Source organism: Haloparvum alkalitolerans (genome assembly GCF_055381565.1).
Window position 1 is genome coordinate 1,145,458 of the sequence record NZ_AP043938.1, and the last position, 18,983, is coordinate 1,164,440.

The window sequence follows — 18,983 nt, forward strand, 5'->3', positions numbered from 1 at the left end:
ACCCGAGGGCCTCAGGCCCTCACCTTTCACTCATATGGTGTCGTGTTCGGTCACTCGCGAGAGCGGGCACTTTGGAACGTCGTTGGCTCACGTTGCAGACAGCAGTACCCGCGCAGGCGGGTTGGGCTCATAGCTCAGTGGGAGAGTGCCTCCTTTGCAAGGAGGATGCCCTGGGTTCGAATCCCAGTGAGTCCATGTCAGGCTCCGACCGAACCGCGCCCCTTAAGTGTGGGACGGCGGTGGGTTGGAGTAGACGACGACCGATGCACCACCCCGGGAAACCGCGGGTGGGAAGGGTTCGACGAACGGCCTGATGTCACAGGCCGATTCGATGACGACCGTGTATACGTGCGATCCAGACGCCCACTGAACTCAGTACCGAGTTCGTGGACGTATTCAACTGGCTACTGTGCCAGCTGGTGAATGGCTCGGCTCGAGAGCCGACGACGGACGTGCCAAGCTGCGATAAGCTCGAGGGACCCGCATGGAGGGAAAGAACTCGAGATTTCCGAATAGGAATCCCATTACAATTGCTCCGCGCAATAGGGAACTCCCCGAATTGAAACATCTCAGTAGGGGAAGGAAGAGAACGCAATAGCGATGTCGTTAGTAACCGCGAGTGACCGCGACACAGTCCAAACCGAAGCCCTCACGGGCAATGTGGTGTGTGGGCTGACTTGCAGCGTCCGACACCGTATCTGAAGTCTCCTGGAACGGAGCGTGAGACAGGGTGATAACCCCGTAAGATATGGCGGTAGGACGTGCGTCAGTACCCGAGTAGCAGGGATCGGATATTCTCTGTGAACGACTCAGGCATCCCCTGAGAAGACTAAACACTCCTCGAGACCGATAGCGAACAAGTAGCGTGAGCGAACGCTGAAAAGCACCCCGAGAAGGGCGGTGCAATAGGGCCTGAAATCAGTTGGCGATAGAGCGACAGGGCGTCAAAGGCGTCTCACAAAACGAGCTGGGAGCGATCCCGTAGTAGGACGTGAGACGAGCCGACGTCGTGTCGTACGTTTTGAAAAACGACCCAGGGAGTGTCCTGGAATGGCGAGTCTAACCCGTTCATCGGGGGAGGCGCAGGGAAACCGATATGGCCGCAGCATTGCGAGGGCCACCGTGTTCAAGCGCGGGGAGTCATTCCGGTACGACCCGAAACCAGGCGATCTATGCACGAGCAGGGTGAAGCGTGGCGAAAGCCACGTGGAGGCCCGTTAGGGGTGGTGTCCTACAATACCCTCCCGTGATTCGTGTATAGGGGTGAAAGGCCCATCGAGCCTGGCAACAGCTGGTTCCGACCGAAACATGTCGAAGCATGACCTCTTTTGAGGTAGCATGCGGGGTAGAGCGACCGATTGGGTGACCCGCCTCCGAGAGGAGTCGGCCACCCTGTCGAACTCCGAACCTGCGTGCGCCGTTGACGAAGGGAGTCCGGTGTGCGGGGTAAGCCTGTGCACCATGAGGGGAACAACCCAGAGCTGGGTTAAGGTCCCAAAGTGTGGATTAAGTGCGATTGGAAGGTGGTCTCAAGCCCTAAACAGCCGGGAGGTGAGCTTAGAAGCAGCTACCCTCTAAGAAAAGCGTAACAGCTTACCGGCCGAGGTTTGAGGCGCCCAAAATGATCGGGGCTCAAATCCACCACCGAGACCTGGCCGCACCCGTTATAGGGTGACCGCGTAGGTCGGCATACTGTTCGGATGGAAGCTCGGGTGAGAACTCGCGTGGACCGTTCAGTAACGAAAATCCTGGTCACAGTAGCAGCGAAAGTCGGGTGAGAACCTCGACGGCCACAAGAGCAAGGGTTCCTCGGCACTGTCAATCAGCCGAGGGTGAGCCGGTCCTGAGACTACTCGCAACTCGAAGTAGTCGACGGGAAACTGGTTAAGATTCCAGTGCCGTCACACAGCAAACGCCGACGCCGTGGGAAACGTTGAGCCGGACCATCGTCCGGTCGAATCGGAGAACCTCGTGGATGCCGTCATGGCAAGAAGCGAGAGAAGTCCGAGATAGCGCAAGTCAACGGTACCTAGGGCCCGTGAAAAGGCAAGTGTGACGACCGTACCGAGATCCGACACAGGTGCTCTGGCAGCGAAAGCCACGGCCTGTCGGGAGAACCGACGTTAGGGAATTCGGCAAGTTAGTCCCGTACCTTCGGAAGAAGGGATGTCTGCTCTCAGCGGAGCAGATCGCAGTGACTCGGGCGCTCCGACTGTCTAGTAACAACACAGGTGACCGCAAATCCGCAAGGACTCGTACGGTCACTGAATCCTGCCCAGTGCGGGTATCTGAACACCAAGTACAATTGGACGAAGGACCCGTCAACGGCGGGGGTAACTATGACCCTCTTAAGGTAGCGTAGTACCTTGCCGCTTCAGTAGCGGCTTGCATGAATGGATAAACGAGAGTGCCACTGTCCCAACGTTGGACCCGGTGAACTGTACGTTCCAGTGCGGAGTCTGGAGACCCCCAAGGGGAAGCGAAGACCCTATAGAGCTTTACTGCAGGCTGTCGCTGAGACGTGGTCGCCGATGTGCAGCATAGGTAGGAGCCGTTACACAGGTACCCGCGCTAGCGGGCCACCGAGGCATCAGTGAAATACTACCCGTCGGTGACTGCGACTCTCACTCCTGGCGGAGGACACCGGTAGCCGGGCAGTTTGACTGGGGCGGTACGCGCTCGAAAAGATATCGAGCGCGCCCGAAGATCATCTCAGCCGGGTCGGGAATCCGGCGAAGAGTGCAAGAGCAAAAGATGGTCTGACAGTGTCGTTCCCAACGAGCGACGCTGACGCGAGAGCGTGGTCTAGCGAACCTACGAGGTTCCGGAATGGGACCCGTAGATGACAGAAAAGCTACCTTAGGGATAACAGAGTCGTCACTCGCAAGAGCACATATCGACCGAGTGGCTTGCTACCTCGATGTCGGTTCCCTCCATCCTGCCCGTGCAGAAGCGGGCAAGGGTGAGGTTGTTCGCCTATTAAAGGAGGTCGTGAGCTGGGTTTAGACCGTCGTGAGACAGGTCGGCTGCTATCTATTGGGGGTGTTGAAGGTGCCTGACGTGAACGAACGTATAGTACGAGAGGAACTACGTTTGGTCGCCACTGGTGTACCGGTTGTTCGGAAGAGCAATGCCGGGTAGCCACGCGACACGGGGTAAGAGCTGAACGCATCTAAGCTCGAAACCCACATGGAAACGAGGCACCGCGGAGGTCACTCGTAGAAGACGAGTTAGATAGACTCGGGATGTACGCGCTAAGGCAACGAGGCGTTGTAGTCCACGAGCACTAACAGACCGAGCCACACTCATGCCACGGTTCGGTATTGGGTTCAGGCGGTAGCTGGATCGCACGTATACACGGTAGTTTAGCGTCACACCGACGTTGGCGTATCTCGGTTCGATTCCGGGAGTCGGCATAAAGACGGCCATAGCGGTGGGGAAAGACCCGTACCCATTCCGAACACGGAAGTGAAGCCCACCTGCGTGCCGGGTAGTACTGGAGTGGGAGACCCTCTGGGAGTACCGGTTCGCCGTCTGCCCATTCATACGCACATTCATACGCGGATACATTCAGTGGCGAGCGGCAGTGCTGTAGAAGTCGTGTTGTAAGGTGGTTCTGTGAGGCGAGGTGCGTTGGATAGCGGCCGCGCCGTGCGGTTCGGCGCGCGCCCGTCAGCCGGCCCGCCCGTGACATCCGGTCTCGATCGTTTAGCGGACCGCTAGGCTTAAGCGCACCACGGCACTACGACCGATGCGCGCCAAGGTGGCAGAGTCCGGTCAGACGCAGCGGCCTGCAGAGCCGCCCAACGCCGGTTCAAATCCGGCCCTTGGCTTACACCCGTTACCCCAAATCCCAAAACGACATTACCTAGTGGGATCTTTGTGCCGTGATGGTGCTGAACCGGCACCCGGTTTTTATTTACCTATCTTCGCTCCAGAACATCCCTAAGGTGCCGATTGGTGTTCTGTGGACCTCGCCGTCGTACTCGTATGCTTCGAAACTGACGGCGAGGCGTTCTGCGTCATTCGTCGAGGAACCAACCCTACCCGATGACACCGAGTACGGAGGTGGGTGCCTCTGATGCCGCATGAACTCTCCGACGATCCACGAGATCGACTCGGAGTGTAGCGACTTGAGGAGGTTCCCTCACGCTACAGGCTGCGAAACATGCGGGCGCGTACCGCGGTGAAGACCTGACTTCGAAGTGAGTATCGGCCTGAAAACAACGCTGACGTGTACGTCCACCTCTCCCAATCGAAGCGGTTGACTGCTTGACCGAACCCCGTCCGAGCCACCATTCTATACGAAATCAGACACTCTGTACACCAATTCGTCCTTCGAGACCTATATCAGCACGAATAGATACTGGTTATCAGAAAACCGAGATAGAGAATCAAGTCTCTTCGTGCGATTTCAAAATTAGTGTGGGCAGTTTGCCCACATTTCCATAATTGGACAAACTCATTCACCAGTCACAAATCGGTGGTGGATGCCGGAAATTCAGGACTCTCACTTTACTGACTATGCGGTTATCTCTTATCTGATATGGAGATTCTACTTCTGCCATGTGATTCTCAAATCGATGTGTGCAGTTTGCCCACATTCTTATAATCGAACCGATGTGTGTGGTGCAGGCTCTCCCGGCTGATTCTGGTCAATTTTTCTTATCACTGGAGTGGCGTAGTGCGTATCAAAAAAGTGATTTCGACACTCGGCTGTTGTCTTGCGATTTCAAAACCGGTGTGGGCAGTTTGCCCACATTTATATCATCCCGAGAGGGTATATTCGGCCCAGTCTGGCGTATACGGTAGATAATTAGAGAAAGAAATATCTAATCACCGCTTTGGGTTCTCTGGCACTCTGAGAAAGCGTGAGATGGATATTGTGGGAAACGGCCGAAAACTCTCACGCTTTCTCTCAGCATTAGAGATGTTCTTAACGAATCTGGTGGTGTGATATGATGAAATGGTACGGCGTGAGGGTCGATTTGAGTCCGTAAGAACCCATGCCTATGAGCCATTAAGGCGAGTAGACGTTCTGTTGTCACTGAGGCGGCAACTTCAGGTGCCAGTTGGACTCGGCTACTCACAGGTCCACGACAATGATCACTCAGTTCGATTAACTATTTCATCGAAGTAGCACTGAATGGGCGGAAGAATAAGATAGGGTAGATATTGTATAGTGACTGTTCGAAACTCTCGAAGAGGGGACTCCTTGACCGGCAGCAGTCATGGGCGATGTTCGAACTCCAAGTGCTCGCTCAGTTGACGCGCCTTGGTCGAGCTTTCGTCGGCCCCTATATATTCAAGAGTTCGATCGACGAGAACCATGTCTTCCCGTGCAGCAAGCTTTAGTACCGGAGAGATGTCCGGTATCTCATCCTCGGACGTGGCGGACCAATAAATGACCACAATCGGATCGTCAAACAGTTCGTCAAGTGGTCGTTCCAACTCGGAAAGAGAGCTCTTCACCACCTCGAATCGGTCAAATACGCTATCGATGGTGGAGACAAATTCTTTGAAGCCCATATTGGCGTACGCTCACGATCGAAAATCTGGTCTGAAGTCAGTAGAGCGCATTTGGGCTAGTGATGTCGGAGAACACGGAACCACCACTCTCTCGGAGAGCGGTGATCGCATCGTCTGAGAGGTCGTCCGCCGACACGACAACGGTTCCGTACAGTATATCGTGTGAGGCGTCGAGGACGTCACAGCCATCTCTTTGGAAGATCGACGCAGGATAGCGGACAGGGCCGAGTTCGACCACTGTTTTTGTCCCCCGCTCACGGCGGGTTGGTCCAGCAGATCGTGTCCCGATGAGGACGACCGGATCGTCGATATTGATACCAAACTCGTCTACGTCAAGGCGGACATCCGACAACTCGTAGAGTCCGATAGGCGTCGCGAGCATCAGCGACCCCCAAAGTGACTGTCGTAGAGCTCGTCAACCGCCGTAGCTATCTCAAGGTACCCCTCGTGGTGCTCTCCCGGTGCGATCTTGTTGTAACCTGCGTCAGTATCGATGACACCGGCGGAGTCTAAAACTGGCAAATAAATATCCAACATCAGCCCTCTCAGCACCGATGCACTGATTTCCTGATCGAACTCCTCGTCAAGAAGTGTCGCACGGGTGAGTTCCTTGAGAGATAGCGGTTCATCGGCGTCTGCAAGAACTCGTAGGATGATCCGGTGTTCGGTATCTCCCAAGATGGAGTAAATCCTCACCTTCGGATAGTCGTACTGTCGGTCGTCGGGAGCCGGTGATTGCGTTGCCTGTGTCATTGTCGAATGATTGGAGTGGAGGGCTAACTTCGGCACTCCGCTACTGGATGGTGGAACGAAGTAGCATTAACAGCGGCGTCCACAGTCTCTGCTCGACAATATCACGCTTCTATGCCCCGAAACGATACGAAACAGCCAATTCGAAATCTGGTGGCGCCAACAGAACCTACCGGAGTCTAACTACCACAACGAGAGGTTGTTCTGAAAAGCAAGGCCGCATGCTCGCGATGAAAGGGCTTGAAGTCTAACTACAGCGATTGCTGCCCAGCTCAGTCGTTAGATTCGAGGATCGCTGCGAACTAACAGTCCTATTGCTGTCTCGAACTCCGGGCCGGGACGAATCGTATTGTCTTCGAACCTGACGACGTCGTGTTCTGCGAGGCGCGGAAGATGACGTCGGCGCAACGTCTGCCGAACGTGATCGTAATCGGGGTCTTGATCGGAGTGTTGGTCAATATGATCGCGAAGAGTCAGAGCGAGTTCTCTGAGCGACAGCTCCCTGTTCGGAGCGGCCAACACTTGCCGTACGACGTGTTGACGGCGGGCGTTAGTCCATAGCTTGGCCTTATCAGCGATGACATGGGCACTGTCGTCGAAGTGTTGTCGGTCCTCTCCAAACTGTCTGGACTCGTCTTCATCATCAGGCGTCATCGGAGCCCTCCTGCCTGGTAGTCTTCTGATTGCGATGCGTCCACGGTTGAGCGCAGGATTCAGGACGTGTGAGTATGTATCGGATCATGCGGTCGGTCTGGTCTGACCGCATCGAGGTCTGAGCATCCACGGGCCTAGCGTGGATGTATCGCCTCTTTTGAGGCGGCTCGTACTCGACGCGGGCGTGTTGTTTTGAGGGGTGGAAATCCCATAACTAGTGGGATGTTCACTCAGTACACGGTGTGTTCACATCGCTTTTTGGACGAACTCGGGAGTAACCACTTCTTGGCTTTCCTCGACAGCGGCATCTAACACTCGGCTACAGATAGCGAGAGCTTGACGAATATTGCCCTGCGAACGTTGTAGAATCACGTCCAACCCTTCATCAGTAAACGGGACTATCGAAGAACCTTCGTTTGATTCATCACGCTCTCGATCGAGATAGTTCGATACCAATTCCTTCAGATGCTCATTCGTGAGCGGTTTCAGAGCGACTTCTTCACCGATTCTCTCGCTGAAGGCATGATATTCACTCATAACGTCTTGCCAGACTTCGGGAGCACAACCGAACAACATACACAGCCCAGAACTGTTCTGGTCCATCAGATGTCGGATGCTGTTGAGCGTCGCCTGCTCGTTCTTGGGTGAGAGTCGTGCAATGCTCTCGAACTCGTCGACGAAGACGAAAACACCGGTATAGCCGAGTTCGAGCAGCATATTTTTGAGCGCGGTGAAGGCTCGAACACCCATCGTATCGTCGTCGAGGGCACTATGAATCTCCATTTCCTTGCGCTGCTCGTATCGAATCCCCTCGGCGGTGAGCCACTGCCACGCGTAGAGATTCGTGTCCTCGTACACCATGTGGATGATGGCACGCGCGAAGTCGGCAAACTTCGTCACATCGCTGAGTCGGCGAATCGCCTCGGGAACAATTTCCGAGAGCAGTACGTCGCCGTCGTCTATCAGCGACTTCATCGCACTGGCACCGATCGGGTTCGTGTCGGTGACATCTCTTGCAACCGATGCGAGGAACTCGTACGCGAGCTCTTGGAGGCGGTTGAAGCCCAGATCGTAGATGAATTCGTGGTAGATGTCGAGGAATCCCTCCCCTGGCTGGGCAACGTACCCTACGACGACGTCATCGCGATCACGGAGGAGCGAACGGGTGTACTTGAGCGTGTGTGACTTCCCGTTGCCATACTTCCCAGTGACTACCAGGTGCTTGGACTTGCCGGTAGAGAGCATTGACGAGACAGTTGAGCTGATCTTGTCCGAGACGTGCTGCTGGCCACAGTATATCTCGGGATCTTCAGCGGGTACTGGACTGTACGGGAATGGGTTCGCGTTCAAGTTGTACTGTGAGTAGTCTTGCTGCTCGTCGGTGATCGTGAATGCGTCGGACATTATGTAGCCTCCTGTGTGTATTCGATGTCGCGGTCGTGCACTGCGAGGTAGTAGTATTTCTTACCGAACTGTTCGACACCGGCCATGACCTGCTGAGTGGACTGCGAGGTGCTAACTAAACCGTCCTCTTCGGAGAGCGCAATACGCTTGATGCCGAGTGCGGCATCCTTTGCAGCCGTATCCATCGGTGCCCCCGATAGCTCGAGTTTACCGACATTCTGTTGGCAGAGCCCGAGCAGCGCTTGGTTGAAATCACCACGAGTGCAGCCGAGTCGTTCACAGGTCTCCTCACGGAGACGTGGGATTGACAGGTAGCGCTGGCGCAGGTCGACGCCTGCTTTCTCTTCGAGGTCGTCGTACACGTCCAAGAGCAGGTAGTGGAAGTTAGTGGGTATCGCCGCCTCATCTGTCAAGTAGTAGTTTCCCGTGAACGCGTTTCGTTGGACCCGACCCAGCCTCTCTGCCCAGTCTCCGAGCACCTCCACGCTCGTTTGGTTATACGAATATGGACTGAACTCTTGAGATTCTTCCAACTGTGTCAGAAGCGTGTCTAACCCCGCGTTTTCGACGTCTTCGAGAACCTCGATGAAGGTCCCGTAGTGTGGACTCCGTGTCTCGAGAATTGTACTTACTTGACTCCAGTCCTCGTCGCGAATTGCACTGAGGAACGACAAGCCGACATCAGTCGTCGTGTAGACTGGTTCCTCGCCGGAGTCGTCTTCGTCGAGCAAAGAGATGCGCTTCGCTTCGAGGATGGTTTCCCGCGCACGTCGATGACTCACGTCCAATTCGTCTTCGAGATCGTCAGTGGACCTGCTAGCTGCTTCGCAGGTGTGGGTCAGTTCAGCCATCCGGCTGAGAGTGACTGGCCTTACAGTTGGTCTCTCGTCGCTCATGTGAGCCTCCGCACCTGTTGCTTCGCGGTTTCGTATGCACGCTTGGTGACCTCGTTCCCACTGAAGCGCAAGTCGAGGTACTCCTCGATGTCTCGATTGGATTCGGCGACATAGCGGAAGCGACGCAGTTCGGTCGCGAGCGCCCAAAGATTATGCTGAGTCAGGGCAACTCGGTCTTCGCGAATCTCCTCGAGTTCTCTTTGTCCACACACTGGGCAGGGACAGGGGAGCCTATCTAACTCCTCGATATTCCGTAGTTCCTCCCCGCCGAAGCCCGGAATCAGGTAGTTCCGATTGCCCGCACTACGAATGAAGGCTGAAGAGTCGAAACTGTCGACCCCCAAGTAGAGCAGAAGTGGTTGATAGACGAGTCCCCCGAGGCCGTACACGTGCAGGTGCTTGTCTGTCGCGTTTCGCGCAGATAGTATCAGCTTTGTTACTTTTTTATAATCGGTTCGTATCGGAACCATACTTCCGAGGGCATACCCATCGAATTCGCCGTTCTTCTCCAGGTATTGTATGTTATTCCGAACTGTCTCTGGATCGTAACCATGGACACTCGCGAAGAGAAGTCCATCTCCATCGTGGTGGTCGCTCGCTTTGAGTGCGTACTCGATACTTTGATCGATTCGCCGCTGATTTTCTGCTGCCCGATTGTCTCTTGAGAGAGGGATGTCGACTGTACCGAGGATGTCGGCGTCTAATTTGCTCTGGGTGTCAAGCGTTTTTGCTGGGGTAGTGTCCACTTCTTCGTTTGCGAAGTCGAACCCACCGCTGTCCGCAAAAACGATGGTATCCTCGGGAACACCCATCTCCTCTCGTAGGGTTACACCATTCGATATTCTCTGCCACATGGGGTCCCGGTTGCGGATTGACCTTGCGTTGATCATCGCTGCCGAGAACTCTGGGATCGTGCCGACGTACGTCGGTGTATTGTCACTCGACCGTTTCCCGATGTTTCTGACGGGAAAGAGAACGGGGGTGTCCAGTTCTCCTCGGGGGAGGTCGAGTTTTCGGCGTCGATACAACATGCCTCCCGCTCGGATAGGCTGGCCTATTATATAGAGAATGGGGCAATATGTTTAATTCAAGAATATAAGCGGAAATTAATCGTAGATATAAAAAATACGTTATGTCATGTCGGTAGTGGAGGCTCACTCAGACTCGAATTCCGCTTGTGGTGGGATTTCCTCTACCCGCCGACATAGTTCTTCGATAGTTTCCGGCCGAAGAGTATCGACGCTGTCGATGTATCGAGCGAAGTTCTTCATATAGTGTCCTTTGAGTCCAACAACAATCGTGCCATGTTCTTTTGCATCTTCTGTCCGGGCGGGGATGGACTCGATGTTGTCAAACTGATCCTCGACGAGTTCGCGGTTGAACACCACACCAATCCGGTCGGAACGCACTTCCTGAACCATTTCGTCGATGTCGATGCTGGTGTAGTAGTCCTTCCCGAGGGTAAAGAAGACGACATCGTAGTCGGCCTCTTGCAGAAGTCGTTGTAGCTCTTTTTGAATGTCGAGTTTCGAAGATCGCTCTCTTATATTGCTAACGTTCATTGAGCTGAACGTTACGTCGTAGGGTGGGAGATACTCGTCTTCTGCGACAAGTCCGAATCCTGCACTTATGAAGTAGCGATCGACGTCGTGGCCTTGTCGCATGAGCCATCTAACTGCACTCTTGACGTGGTTCTGCTGGCGTCCAGTGTATAGATCCCGTGCCGCGATACCTGGCACATTGTCACGAGCGAGGAGGTCTTCGCGAGAGAACTGAAGAGTTTCCTCCTCACCGAAGGTTGGTGCGTCGTCTGGTACTTCCTTCGAACCTGAACACTGGTCGATGACAAGGATGTCCAATCCATTTTCGGTATCGAGCTCAGGTGGATGAGGTACGAAGTCTTCACCGGCGGCATAGTTCTGCCCGCAGACCTCGAGTATTTCATCTCGCAGGTCTCGGGGATTGCTATTGGTGTGAACCTCGCAATCATGTTCACGGGCTGCCGCTACGACTTCTTCGTCAAGTTCGCCGTCCAGTGTGTGCACGAAGAGGTGTTGGTACCTCGCTGCTTGTTCGCCGACGTTTGCTGCCATACGGTCTGGGGCGAACGAGACGAGCGACGGAGTTTCTTCCCACCACTCGCTCACTCCGTTCGCATCTAGCACACCGATCTCTGCGACCGGAAGATCGTGTGTCTGGGTCCAGAACGAGGAGTGTTTGTCGCGCAGATAGTCTTCAACAGTTTCGTAGCGACTGAGGGCCGCACCACCTTGGGTCGCGACGAGGATCTTCGGAAGGTCTTCTTCGAATTCATCGTAGAAGCGTCGTGTGTTGTGGAACCCCCGTCTCCGATTCCGATCGTTCCCCCGGAAGATGCACACCTCGATACTGTGGTCTCTACAGATCGGACAGTCGCATTTCTCCCACGGGCGATTTCGAAGAGTTTCTTGGTACTCTTGGAGGAGATCGTCGTCGCCAATCCAAGTAGCGTACTCCCGGACAATCGCCCAGACACGATCATAGTCACTGACATCGTGCGGTTCGTCTAAAACGGTCTTCGCGTGTGGGAATGCCTCAAATACGTCTGTCGCCGTATTCAGTAGTTCGTCGTACTCCTCGAACGGTACTGGAGTGGTCGAGGTGTCTTCCCGCAGAAGTTTGACTAGCTTACTACGGAGATTGTCGCTGAAGCTCGCCTGAAGCTCGCGTCCATACTTGAAGTCCTCTCGAAACGCTCTTTCTATATCCTGTAGGAGCGACTCGTCGTACTGCTCATCGTGGCGGTGTTCCAGCAGATATTCTCTCGTTGCTGGTAGCACCTCCTTGGCCCGCTCGTACCAACTCTCGAGAGCATCACGAATCGAATCTCCTGCATCGTATGCTCGGAGCGCCACTAGTGTTTCACGACCGCGTAGGGATTTCTCGACAGCTTCGTCGAGATCGTCTCGGCTTGATGGATAGCGGACTCGAATGGCATCGTAGCGTTCGCCGTTATCAAGGCGATAGTTCTGTCCACCCGTCCACGCCGAACGAAGCATACTGGCGCTGTCGAAACTAGTCATCCCCGAGCGACCGATCGTCTCAAACGCCTCAGTCTTCGCGAAGCCGAAGACGTGAGAGTCGATGCGAGTGTTGTGCTCTCGTTCGAACTGCTTGATCGTCTTTCCGACGCTCTTAACGATTCCACGGACGTCGTGAGTTGGACTACCTGCAACCCCTCCAATTCCGAGGTAGTCGTAGCCAATATCAAGCACCTCCTCGGCGGCCTTGCTGTATGAGGCGGGGTTCCACCCTTGGATGGCAACCATCAGCCGGAACGGGTAGTCACGACGCTGGTAGAGGTCATACATCTCTTGGGCGTTCCGTAACGTCAGGTCGTAGCGGAACTCGGCGTCGTGTTTACGGTAGACCGCACGTGGATCCTCTGCGAGACGAGCTAGAACTGCGTCAATATCTCCTTGGAAGTCCTCTGCACCAAACGACTCAACGTCTGTGTCGGAACCGGTACGAATCGTAGGCTCATACTCGTCGACGTATGAGGGCCATTCTTCGGGCCATTCATCAACCATTACGTCGACGACATCGGCGATGGCATCAGGGACATCGCTTTTGTTGAGCTCTTCGGCGAACGCTCGTTCATCAAGGTAGAGTCGGCCCTTGTCCTTGCCCGACCCCAGGACGAGATGGTCGATGGTGACGCCGACAGTGACGTCCAGCGTCTCGTAGAAGTCAAGCATATGTTCGTTCCCGTACGGCGGGAAGGGGAGAGACTTGTAGCCCCAGGCCCCGCAGTCACTAATCGTGGGCAGCCAATTCGGGACAGAAAGAACCGGGTCGTCGTAGACGCCGTGCTTCGCGAGCCGTTCGGCTTTACGGTCCGTTTCTTCGACCTGCTCACGAGAGATGAGAACCCCATCGACTGGTGTTGTTTCCGGCTCGAAAATATCCCATATGTAATCTAAATCGCGTTCTTGACGGTCCAGTGTAGAGAGTTCATCGTGCTCAAAATCGTAGTGGGCGTCGACTGCGTCATCCCACTCGGGAACATAGAACCGCACGTTAGATAGTCACCAGTAGTAGCGATGGGAGGGCATCGTATAAATCCGTTTGAAGCACCTGACTCAGAGCTATACTGGTAAATGACACTTTTTAGCTGAAGTCCGACAGTGTCGGGCCCGTGTGGATCTGTATAGTATCCCACTGGTCAGGGCACTCCGTCTCAACTTGCTCGAAGATACTGTCACCCATATCTGTTAATATGTAGCTGTTTGAGCGAACCTTCGCGAATCCCATGTGAACTAGCCACTTATAATGGACTTTTGCACGCGGTACCCAGGAACTCTCACTATCGACACCGGGATAGAGATGATCGATTCGCTCTGCGAGTCTCTGTGCTGCCGGTGAGTCTTGTGCTACGGGAACGCTCTCGACAGAAAGCTGGTGGAGAACCGCCAGCATTGGCAAACGGTGTTCGTGATATATGACCATCCAGAGGAGGATCTGCTCGCGGTGCGAGAGCGTATCTTTCACCCCGATACCTAACGTTGCTCTTGGTCGACTCTGCTGCATAGCAGGTTCATACGCTTCGGCCAGCCATCGACCTCGGTCAGTCAACTCATCGTCTTCCAATAGTTCGAGTAGGTGCAGAAGTCGAGTTACGTGCTGAACTTTTCTCGACCCTACACCACCTCTGTTTAGAGCTAAGGTCCTCAAATCATCGCTCGGCTCACGACGACGTAGCTCAAGCAATTCGCAAGTCAGCGGAAGATCATCCCAATCCGGTTGGATTGTCTCTAAATAGCTAACTGACGAAATTTCCGACACTGTTAGCATTAATCTGGCAACTAAAATATAATTTCCCCAGAGATTTGACCATCTATGAGTATGCTACCGATAATACTTAGTGAATACCGAGAGAGCCTGTTTAATATGTACTCCGAGGAAGAATCGATCTCTAATCTCACTGAGTCAGATGAACGGATGCTAATCGTAGGAAAAGATAACCCGATTCGCATCAGCGCAGGCCATAGACTACTTCACCATGATGGCAAGTGTAGTCGGCCGCACGGTCATAACTACGAAATTTCGGTAGAGATAACTGGGACGCTTACTGAGGAGGGCTGGATTGTCGACAAAGGAGATATTACCTCAGTAATATCTGAATGGGACCACCGATTTCTTCTCGAACAAGGAGATCCCCTCATTGAGGCTTTCGAACAAAGCGGCGACAGTGACTCACTAGTCGTTCTCGAACACCCTCCGACCGCAGAAATAATGGGCCTCCTCCTTGAGGAGAAACTCTCGGAGGTACTCCCTGACTCGGTCTCAGACATCTCGGCTACCGTTCGAGAGACCTCGGAACTCTGTGCGGGGGGGACTCACTAATGCCGGTCAGCTCAACTACCGACGAGCAGTCTACGGACGACGTCGACGGCGCGGCACTGCCGGTCAACGAGCTCTTCTACTCGCTTCAGGGAGAGGGTAAACTCACCGGGACCCCCTCTGTGTTCGTCCGTACGAGTGGGTGTAATCTTCGGTGCTGGTTCTGTGATTCCTATCACACTTCCTGGGAGCCGACTCACGGGACCATGAGCATCGACGACATCGTCGAGGAAGTCCAGTCACACGACGACGCTGACCACGTCGTCCTCACTGGTGGGGAACCACTCATCCACGACGAGGCAGACATTCTCCTCGAACGTCTGGCCGACCTCGGCTACCACATTACCGTCGAAACTAACGGCACCATCCACCGCGACGCTCCTATCGATCTGGCGAGCATCAGCCCGAAACTTGCCTCAAGTACACCTACCCCGGAGAAGGACCCCAAGGGCGACGGTGAGTGGGAAGACCGACACGAAGCGCGTCGCATAGACCTGAATGCACTCGGTTCGCTCGTGGACGACTATGACGCCCAACTCAAGTTTGTCGTCACCGGCCCCGAAGATATGCCTGAGATCGAATCTCTCCTCGCCGACGTCCGCTCGACAGCATCGAGGCATATCCCAGACTCAGACGTGCTACTGATGCCGGAGGGGACGACCCGGGATGAACTCGACGCAAGACGGAACGAGGTCGCTGACCTTGCGATGGAATACGGCTACCGATACACGCCGCGGTTACACGTCGATTTGTGGAACGACGCTCCCGAAACATAATATGACGAGCACGCACTCGCAACTTGCGACCGAAGACGCTGAATCGGACATCGACCATGAGAAAGCCCAGCGAGGTATCCGACTCCTGCTGGAGGCTGTCGGCGAAGATCCGGACAGCGACGCGCTCGCTGAGACTTGGCAGCGGCGCGTTCCGAACGCATTCGCAACACTCACTGAAGGCCAACGTGAGATCGCGAAGCCGACGATGCGAACCTTCGACGCCGAGACAACTGACCTAATAGTGAAAACTGGGGTTCCCGTATACTCCCTGTGTGAGCACCATTTGCTGCCGTTCTTCGGTACGGTTCACCTCGCGTATAGGCCGACCGACGAAGTGGTGGGGCTCTCCAAGCTAACGCGGTACGTTCGCTGGCAGTCACGGCAACTCACGATGCAGGAACGGCTGACGAACAACATCGCATCAGGCCTCCAAGAGGAACTCGACGCAGACACGGTCCTTGTAGAAATGAACGCAACACACCTCTGTGAAGCGATGCGTGGCATCGAAACCAAGAGTACGACCACCACCAGAGCGACCGTCGGCGAACCAAGTGAAGCCGAACGTGAGCGGTTCCAAGCAGCGGTCATCCGTTCGGAGGATCGAGAATGAGCAAGAAGCGGGCGGTCATTCTGGCATCCGGCGGGATGGATAGTGCGACGGCCGCGGCTGTCGCCCAAGACGCTGGCTACGAGTTGTACATGCTGCACACGTCCTACGGACAGCAAACAGAGACAAAGGAATACGAATGCGCGAAGGCTCAGGCCAAGGCCTTCGACGCCGCTGACTTCCTCCACTTGACGACGGACCACCTCTCGAAAATCGGCGCGTCAAGTCTTACCGACGACGAGATGGATGTTGAGGAGGCGGACCTCGAGAGTGACGAGATCCCATCAAGCTATGTACCGTTCCGGAACGCCAACCTACTGTCGATGGCGACCTCGTACGCTGAAGCCAACGACTGTGTGGCCGTATTCATCGGCGCGCATAGCGAGGATTTCTCGGGATACCCAGATTGTCGGCCAGAGTTCTTCGAGGCGTTCCAGCAGGTTGTCGATGTCGGAACGAAACCAGAGACAGAGATCAGTATCGAGGCGCCGTTCGTCGAGGCTTCAAAGACAGACATTGCCGAACGCGGCCTCGAACTCGATGTTCCCTACGAACATACTTGGAGCTGCTATCGCGACGAAGCACCGGCTTGTGGTACCTGCGACGCGTGCGCGTTCCGACTCCAGGCATTCCAGAACCTGGGCGAGCGAGATCCGATTGAATACGCCGAGCGTCCAGACTACACTGAATCGTAGACCCCGCTGAGCCGATTTACCTACGGTTAAGTCGGTTCCACCGCTAATTTTCCTTGACGCGGGTGGTCCACGAAGAGTGGGCCCGGTGGTGAAGACACCGACCCCGCGCTGCCTGAATAGACAGCATGTGTACTAACGACGACGATTCGCAAAAGTTCGACGGTCATGTTGCATCGTTGCCTCCGAAAGCTTCGAGGAAGAGGTGGTCCATTTGAGCGCAGTTGATAGTGACTCTCCAGGGGTCGCTGACGTGCTCAACTTCCTCGGCAACCGACGACGTTTGCTCACACTCCAGTACCTCGCTCTGTTCGAGCCGGGGACCACTATTGAGGTGCGCCACTTAGCACGTGTCATCCGAGGCGTCGAGACAGGGAGTCCACCTAGGAACGTCGGGACTGCTGATTACGAATCCGCGTACAACGGGTTGATACAGACGCATCTCCCGAAAATAGACCAGCGGGGCCTCGTTCAGTACGACGAACGGCGAAAGACAGTGACGGTAGAAGAGTCGATTGAACGGTATATTGTCCTCACGACACTCGTGCAGTTCGTCCTCTCGACTGGGAGGGTTGTCTAAGCGCAGAACCTGATGCTAAACCAAGGGATCTAGCCTGCGAATATCTATGATTGTCTCTCCCGTTAGTCCAGTCGGACGACGAAGCGCCGCGTAGTGGGATGCGCGGTGGTGGAAGTGCCCGTCGTCCTCCACCTGGGATGCTTGGGAGTTGCTAGCTCCATCGGTGGCACTACTCCCTTCTCTGAAGTGGCGGACATTGATTATCATCGCTGAATGAGAGTTATTCATGGCCAGGATCACGCAGTCGACCCGATTAGATCGGGTCCAGCATATCGTTGGTAGTGGGTCTGGGATGCTGGACTTCGCAGTAGAGGGGGAGGACGACTACTACACGTGGGACGGTAATGAGGACGCTGATTGGCAGATTGAGGATGTGGATTCAGTCGAGAATATCGACGAAGATCGGTTCATTATGCATCCTGACGGCGAGGCCTTTGTCTGTGACATCGAATCAGAGGGGGAGGAGGGGAACACAGGACCAGTACGCTGTTGGTGCGAGTAAGACAGGAACAGAAATATCTGTCAGCGAGAGTCAGACATCAATATGTATGCTGACAATGTCGATTTCTACTCCCTCTCCGAAACCAAACGACGACGCTTGGTTCATAACAAGCGCGTTGCGACTACTGACCAGCTGCTAAAGGAACTACCAGAGGGAAAGCCTGCGGTTCGGATATTTGAACGCTCCCTCGACCAATTAGTGTTGGATCAACTGGAACAAAGTCAATACACTATCGAAGAATTGGCGAACCGCTTTAGCGTACAACCCGCCGATGTTCGACGTATACTCCATAAGTATCGCCGACGTGGGTCAGACGACTTTACGAACGAGAATTTCAAACTGAACCTTCTTGAGGAGCGGCACGGTGTGATACGTGGTGTCGACAGTGATGGGAGGTCACTCTATTATACTCTCCAAACAATCCCATTCTTTGCCCGTGTTGTAGATCCAACGTTGATGTTTTCTCTATTGGGACTGGACGAGTATGTCGATACACTCCCTCACATCGCTGAACATATTCCTAGTGGAAAAGCTACTGAACTGGATGAAGACTACGCCTTCGTGATCGGTGAATACTGGAACATTGACCCGGAGGAAGTATTCGAATACCTGACTGAGTTTGACCGCGCATATGTCGATACATCATTACTTCCACTACCTTATATCGAAGAAGACGAGCATTATGAGCGCGTTTCTTGTCGGTTTAGACAGGTTGAGGAGGTCTACCGTATGTTTCGTGGAACTTCAGACCACGTCCAGGAAGTCGGTGAAGAATTCATGGGTCGCGTCGAACAGAACCAAGCGGGGATAGCTACTTATCAAGTAATGAGTATCGATTTTGCTGATTTTGAGTGGTATGTGGACCAGTCTGGCGACCATGCCCTTCACAACGAAATCCGGGATTTGGTAGAACAAATAGCCCGATCGCTTCATCCCGATGAACCAGCTATGGATGTCGACGATTCGATGGAAGATGCAGAAATCAATCTCCGGGATGAAATACAATTAATCCTCCCGGAGAAACCCCGAACTCCTGCCGAGATACACGATGCGCTCCCTCGTGATGTTCAATTGGGAACGGATCAGTCAGAAGTCAAGGCAGTTCTAGAACGATTGGCCAATACAGGTGTTATCAGTAAAAAGAACGAGGAGTCGACATCTCAGTATTTCCAACGACAGGGGAAAACGTGGGAGTAATCGGGGAAGCCTTT

Annotated in this window: 15 protein-coding genes, 2 tRNA genes and 2 rRNA genes; 11 read left to right on the plus strand and 8 right to left on the minus strand. The window is 54.4% G+C overall.

Translation table 11 applies throughout. The features are described from left to right. Positions 1-123: 123 nt before the first annotated feature. The 4 genes from ACZ432_RS08095 to ACZ432_RS08110 all read left to right on the plus strand — a co-directional run bounded on the left by ACZ432_RS08095 (position 124) and on the right by ACZ432_RS08110 (position 3,833). Positions 124-195 (plus strand) — tRNA-Ala (locus ACZ432_RS08095). Between the two features lie 200 nt (positions 196-395). Next, positions 396-3,308: ribosomal RNA gene (locus tag ACZ432_RS08100) — 23S ribosomal RNA — on the plus strand. A 109-nt stretch (positions 3,309-3,417) separates the two neighbouring features. Continuing rightward, positions 3,418-3,539 (plus strand): 5S ribosomal RNA (gene rrf / locus ACZ432_RS08105). Positions 3,540-3,757: 218 nt separating this feature from the next. After that, positions 3,758-3,833 (plus strand) — tRNA-Cys (locus ACZ432_RS08110). Positions 3,834-5,229: 1,396 nt separating this feature from the next. Here the strand turns inward: ACZ432_RS08110 and ACZ432_RS08115 are convergent. From ACZ432_RS08115 to ACZ432_RS08150, 8 genes are all read right to left on the minus strand, one after another. Next, entirely contained in the window at positions 5,230-5,529 is a 300-nt protein-coding gene (locus ACZ432_RS08115) for a hypothetical protein (protein ID WP_426962781.1), read from the minus strand. 37 nt (positions 5,530-5,566) lie between these two features. Beyond that, positions 5,567-5,911 carry a hypothetical protein gene (locus tag ACZ432_RS08120; RefSeq protein ID WP_426962780.1) on the minus strand — a complete coding sequence of 115 codons (345 nt, stop codon included), beginning with the start codon at positions 5,909-5,911 and terminating at the stop codon, positions 5,567-5,569. Then, entirely contained in the window at positions 5,911-6,282 is a 372-nt protein-coding gene (locus ACZ432_RS08125; protein WP_426962779.1) for a hypothetical protein, read from the minus strand. The genes ACZ432_RS08120 and ACZ432_RS08125 overlap by 1 nt, the downstream gene beginning before the upstream one ends. A 276-nt stretch (positions 6,283-6,558) precedes the next feature. Next, positions 6,559-6,933: a DUF7344 domain-containing protein gene (locus tag ACZ432_RS08130; RefSeq protein ID WP_426962778.1), complete on the minus strand. Its 375-nt coding sequence runs from the start codon at positions 6,931-6,933 to the stop codon at positions 6,559-6,561. Between the two features lie 246 nt (positions 6,934-7,179). Beyond that, positions 7,180-8,337 (minus strand): BREX system ATP-binding domain-containing protein, encoded by a 1,158-nt coding sequence (locus ACZ432_RS08135; protein ID WP_426962777.1) that lies wholly within the window; start codon positions 8,335-8,337, stop codon positions 7,180-7,182. Next, the gene (locus ACZ432_RS08140; protein ID WP_426962776.1) at positions 8,337-9,233 is read right to left on the minus strand and encodes a hypothetical protein; all 897 of its coding nucleotides are present in this window, start codon (positions 9,231-9,233) and stop codon (positions 8,337-8,339) included. Before ACZ432_RS08140 ends, ACZ432_RS08135 begins: the two co-directional genes overlap by 1 nt. Beyond that, complete coding sequence (locus tag ACZ432_RS08145) at positions 9,230-10,264, minus strand: tRNA-guanine transglycosylase (RefSeq protein WP_426962775.1); 1,035 nt, start codon at positions 10,262-10,264, stop codon at positions 9,230-9,232. Before ACZ432_RS08145 ends, ACZ432_RS08140 begins: the two co-directional genes overlap by 4 nt. 123 nt (positions 10,265-10,387) lie before the next feature. Further along, positions 10,388-13,291: a DUF6884 domain-containing protein gene (locus tag ACZ432_RS08150; protein ID WP_426962774.1), complete on the minus strand. Its 2,904-nt coding sequence runs from the start codon at positions 13,289-13,291 to the stop codon at positions 10,388-10,390. 871 nt (positions 13,292-14,162) lie between these two features. On the opposite strand from ACZ432_RS08150, the gene ACZ432_RS08155 reads away from it, so the two are divergent. The 7 genes from ACZ432_RS08155 to ACZ432_RS08185 all read left to right on the plus strand — a co-directional run bounded on the left by ACZ432_RS08155 (position 14,163) and on the right by ACZ432_RS08185 (position 18,969). Further along, entirely contained in the window at positions 14,163-14,618 is a 456-nt protein-coding gene (locus tag ACZ432_RS08155) for a 6-pyruvoyl trahydropterin synthase family protein (protein WP_426962773.1), read from the plus strand. Continuing rightward, on the plus strand, positions 14,618-15,391 hold the full coding sequence (locus ACZ432_RS08160) for a 7-carboxy-7-deazaguanine synthase QueE (RefSeq protein WP_426962772.1): 774 nt from the start codon (positions 14,618-14,620) through the stop codon (positions 15,389-15,391). The genes ACZ432_RS08155 and ACZ432_RS08160 overlap by 1 nt, the downstream gene beginning before the upstream one ends. A 1-nt stretch (position 15,392) precedes the next feature. Next, the gene (gene folE, locus ACZ432_RS08165; RefSeq protein ID WP_426962771.1) at positions 15,393-16,001 is read left to right on the plus strand and encodes a GTP cyclohydrolase I; all 609 of its coding nucleotides are present in this window, start codon (positions 15,393-15,395) and stop codon (positions 15,999-16,001) included. Further along, positions 15,998-16,693 carry a 7-cyano-7-deazaguanine synthase QueC gene (gene queC, locus ACZ432_RS08170; protein WP_426962770.1) on the plus strand — a complete coding sequence of 232 codons (696 nt, stop codon included), beginning with the start codon at positions 15,998-16,000 and terminating at the stop codon, positions 16,691-16,693. The genes folE and queC overlap by 4 nt, the downstream gene beginning before the upstream one ends. 250 nt (positions 16,694-16,943) lie before the next feature. After that, on the plus strand, positions 16,944-17,270 hold the full coding sequence (locus ACZ432_RS08175) for a DUF7344 domain-containing protein (RefSeq protein WP_426962769.1): 327 nt from the start codon (positions 16,944-16,946) through the stop codon (positions 17,268-17,270). Between the two features lie 226 nt (positions 17,271-17,496). After that, positions 17,497-17,772 carry a hypothetical protein gene (locus ACZ432_RS08180; RefSeq protein WP_426962768.1) on the plus strand — a complete coding sequence of 92 codons (276 nt, stop codon included), beginning with the start codon at positions 17,497-17,499 and terminating at the stop codon, positions 17,770-17,772. A 42-nt stretch (positions 17,773-17,814) separates the two neighbouring features. Further along, entirely contained in the window at positions 17,815-18,969 is a 1,155-nt protein-coding gene (locus ACZ432_RS08185) for a hypothetical protein (protein WP_426962767.1), read from the plus strand. Positions 18,970-18,983: the final 14 nt, after the last annotated feature.

Bases quoted from the DNA above. Each gene is read 5' to 3' on its own strand.
- queC (WP_426962770.1), top strand. From the start codon at position 15,998: ATGAGCAAGAAGCGGGCGGTCATTCTGGCATCCGGCGGGATGGATAGT.
- ACZ432_RS08125 (WP_426962779.1), bottom strand. From the start codon at position 6,282: ATGACACAGGCAACGCAATCACCGGCTCCCGACGACCGACAGTACGAC.
- folE (WP_426962771.1), top strand. From the start codon at position 15,393: ATGACGAGCACGCACTCGCAACTTGCGACCGAAGACGCTGAATCGGAC.
- ACZ432_RS08145 (WP_426962775.1), bottom strand. From the start codon at position 10,264: ATGTTGTATCGACGCCGAAAACTCGACCTCCCCCGAGGAGAACTGGAC.
- ACZ432_RS08160 (WP_426962772.1), top strand. From the start codon at position 14,618: ATGCCGGTCAGCTCAACTACCGACGAGCAGTCTACGGACGACGTCGAC.
- ACZ432_RS08130 (WP_426962778.1), bottom strand. From the start codon at position 6,933: ATGACGCCTGATGATGAAGACGAGTCCAGACAGTTTGGAGAGGACCGA.
- ACZ432_RS08135 (WP_426962777.1), bottom strand. From the start codon at position 8,337: ATGTCCGACGCATTCACGATCACCGACGAGCAGCAAGACTACTCACAG.
- ACZ432_RS08120 (WP_426962780.1), bottom strand. From the start codon at position 5,911: ATGCTCGCGACGCCTATCGGACTCTACGAGTTGTCGGATGTCCGCCTT.
- ACZ432_RS08185 (WP_426962767.1), top strand. From the start codon at position 17,815: ATGTATGCTGACAATGTCGATTTCTACTCCCTCTCCGAAACCAAACGA.
- ACZ432_RS08140 (WP_426962776.1), bottom strand. From the start codon at position 9,233: ATGAGCGACGAGAGACCAACTGTAAGGCCAGTCACTCTCAGCCGGATG.
- ACZ432_RS08155 (WP_426962773.1), top strand. From the start codon at position 14,163: ATGTACTCCGAGGAAGAATCGATCTCTAATCTCACTGAGTCAGATGAA.
- ACZ432_RS08180 (WP_426962768.1), top strand. From the start codon at position 17,497: ATGGCCAGGATCACGCAGTCGACCCGATTAGATCGGGTCCAGCATATC.
- ACZ432_RS08115 (WP_426962781.1), bottom strand. From the start codon at position 5,529: ATGGGCTTCAAAGAATTTGTCTCCACCATCGATAGCGTATTTGACCGA.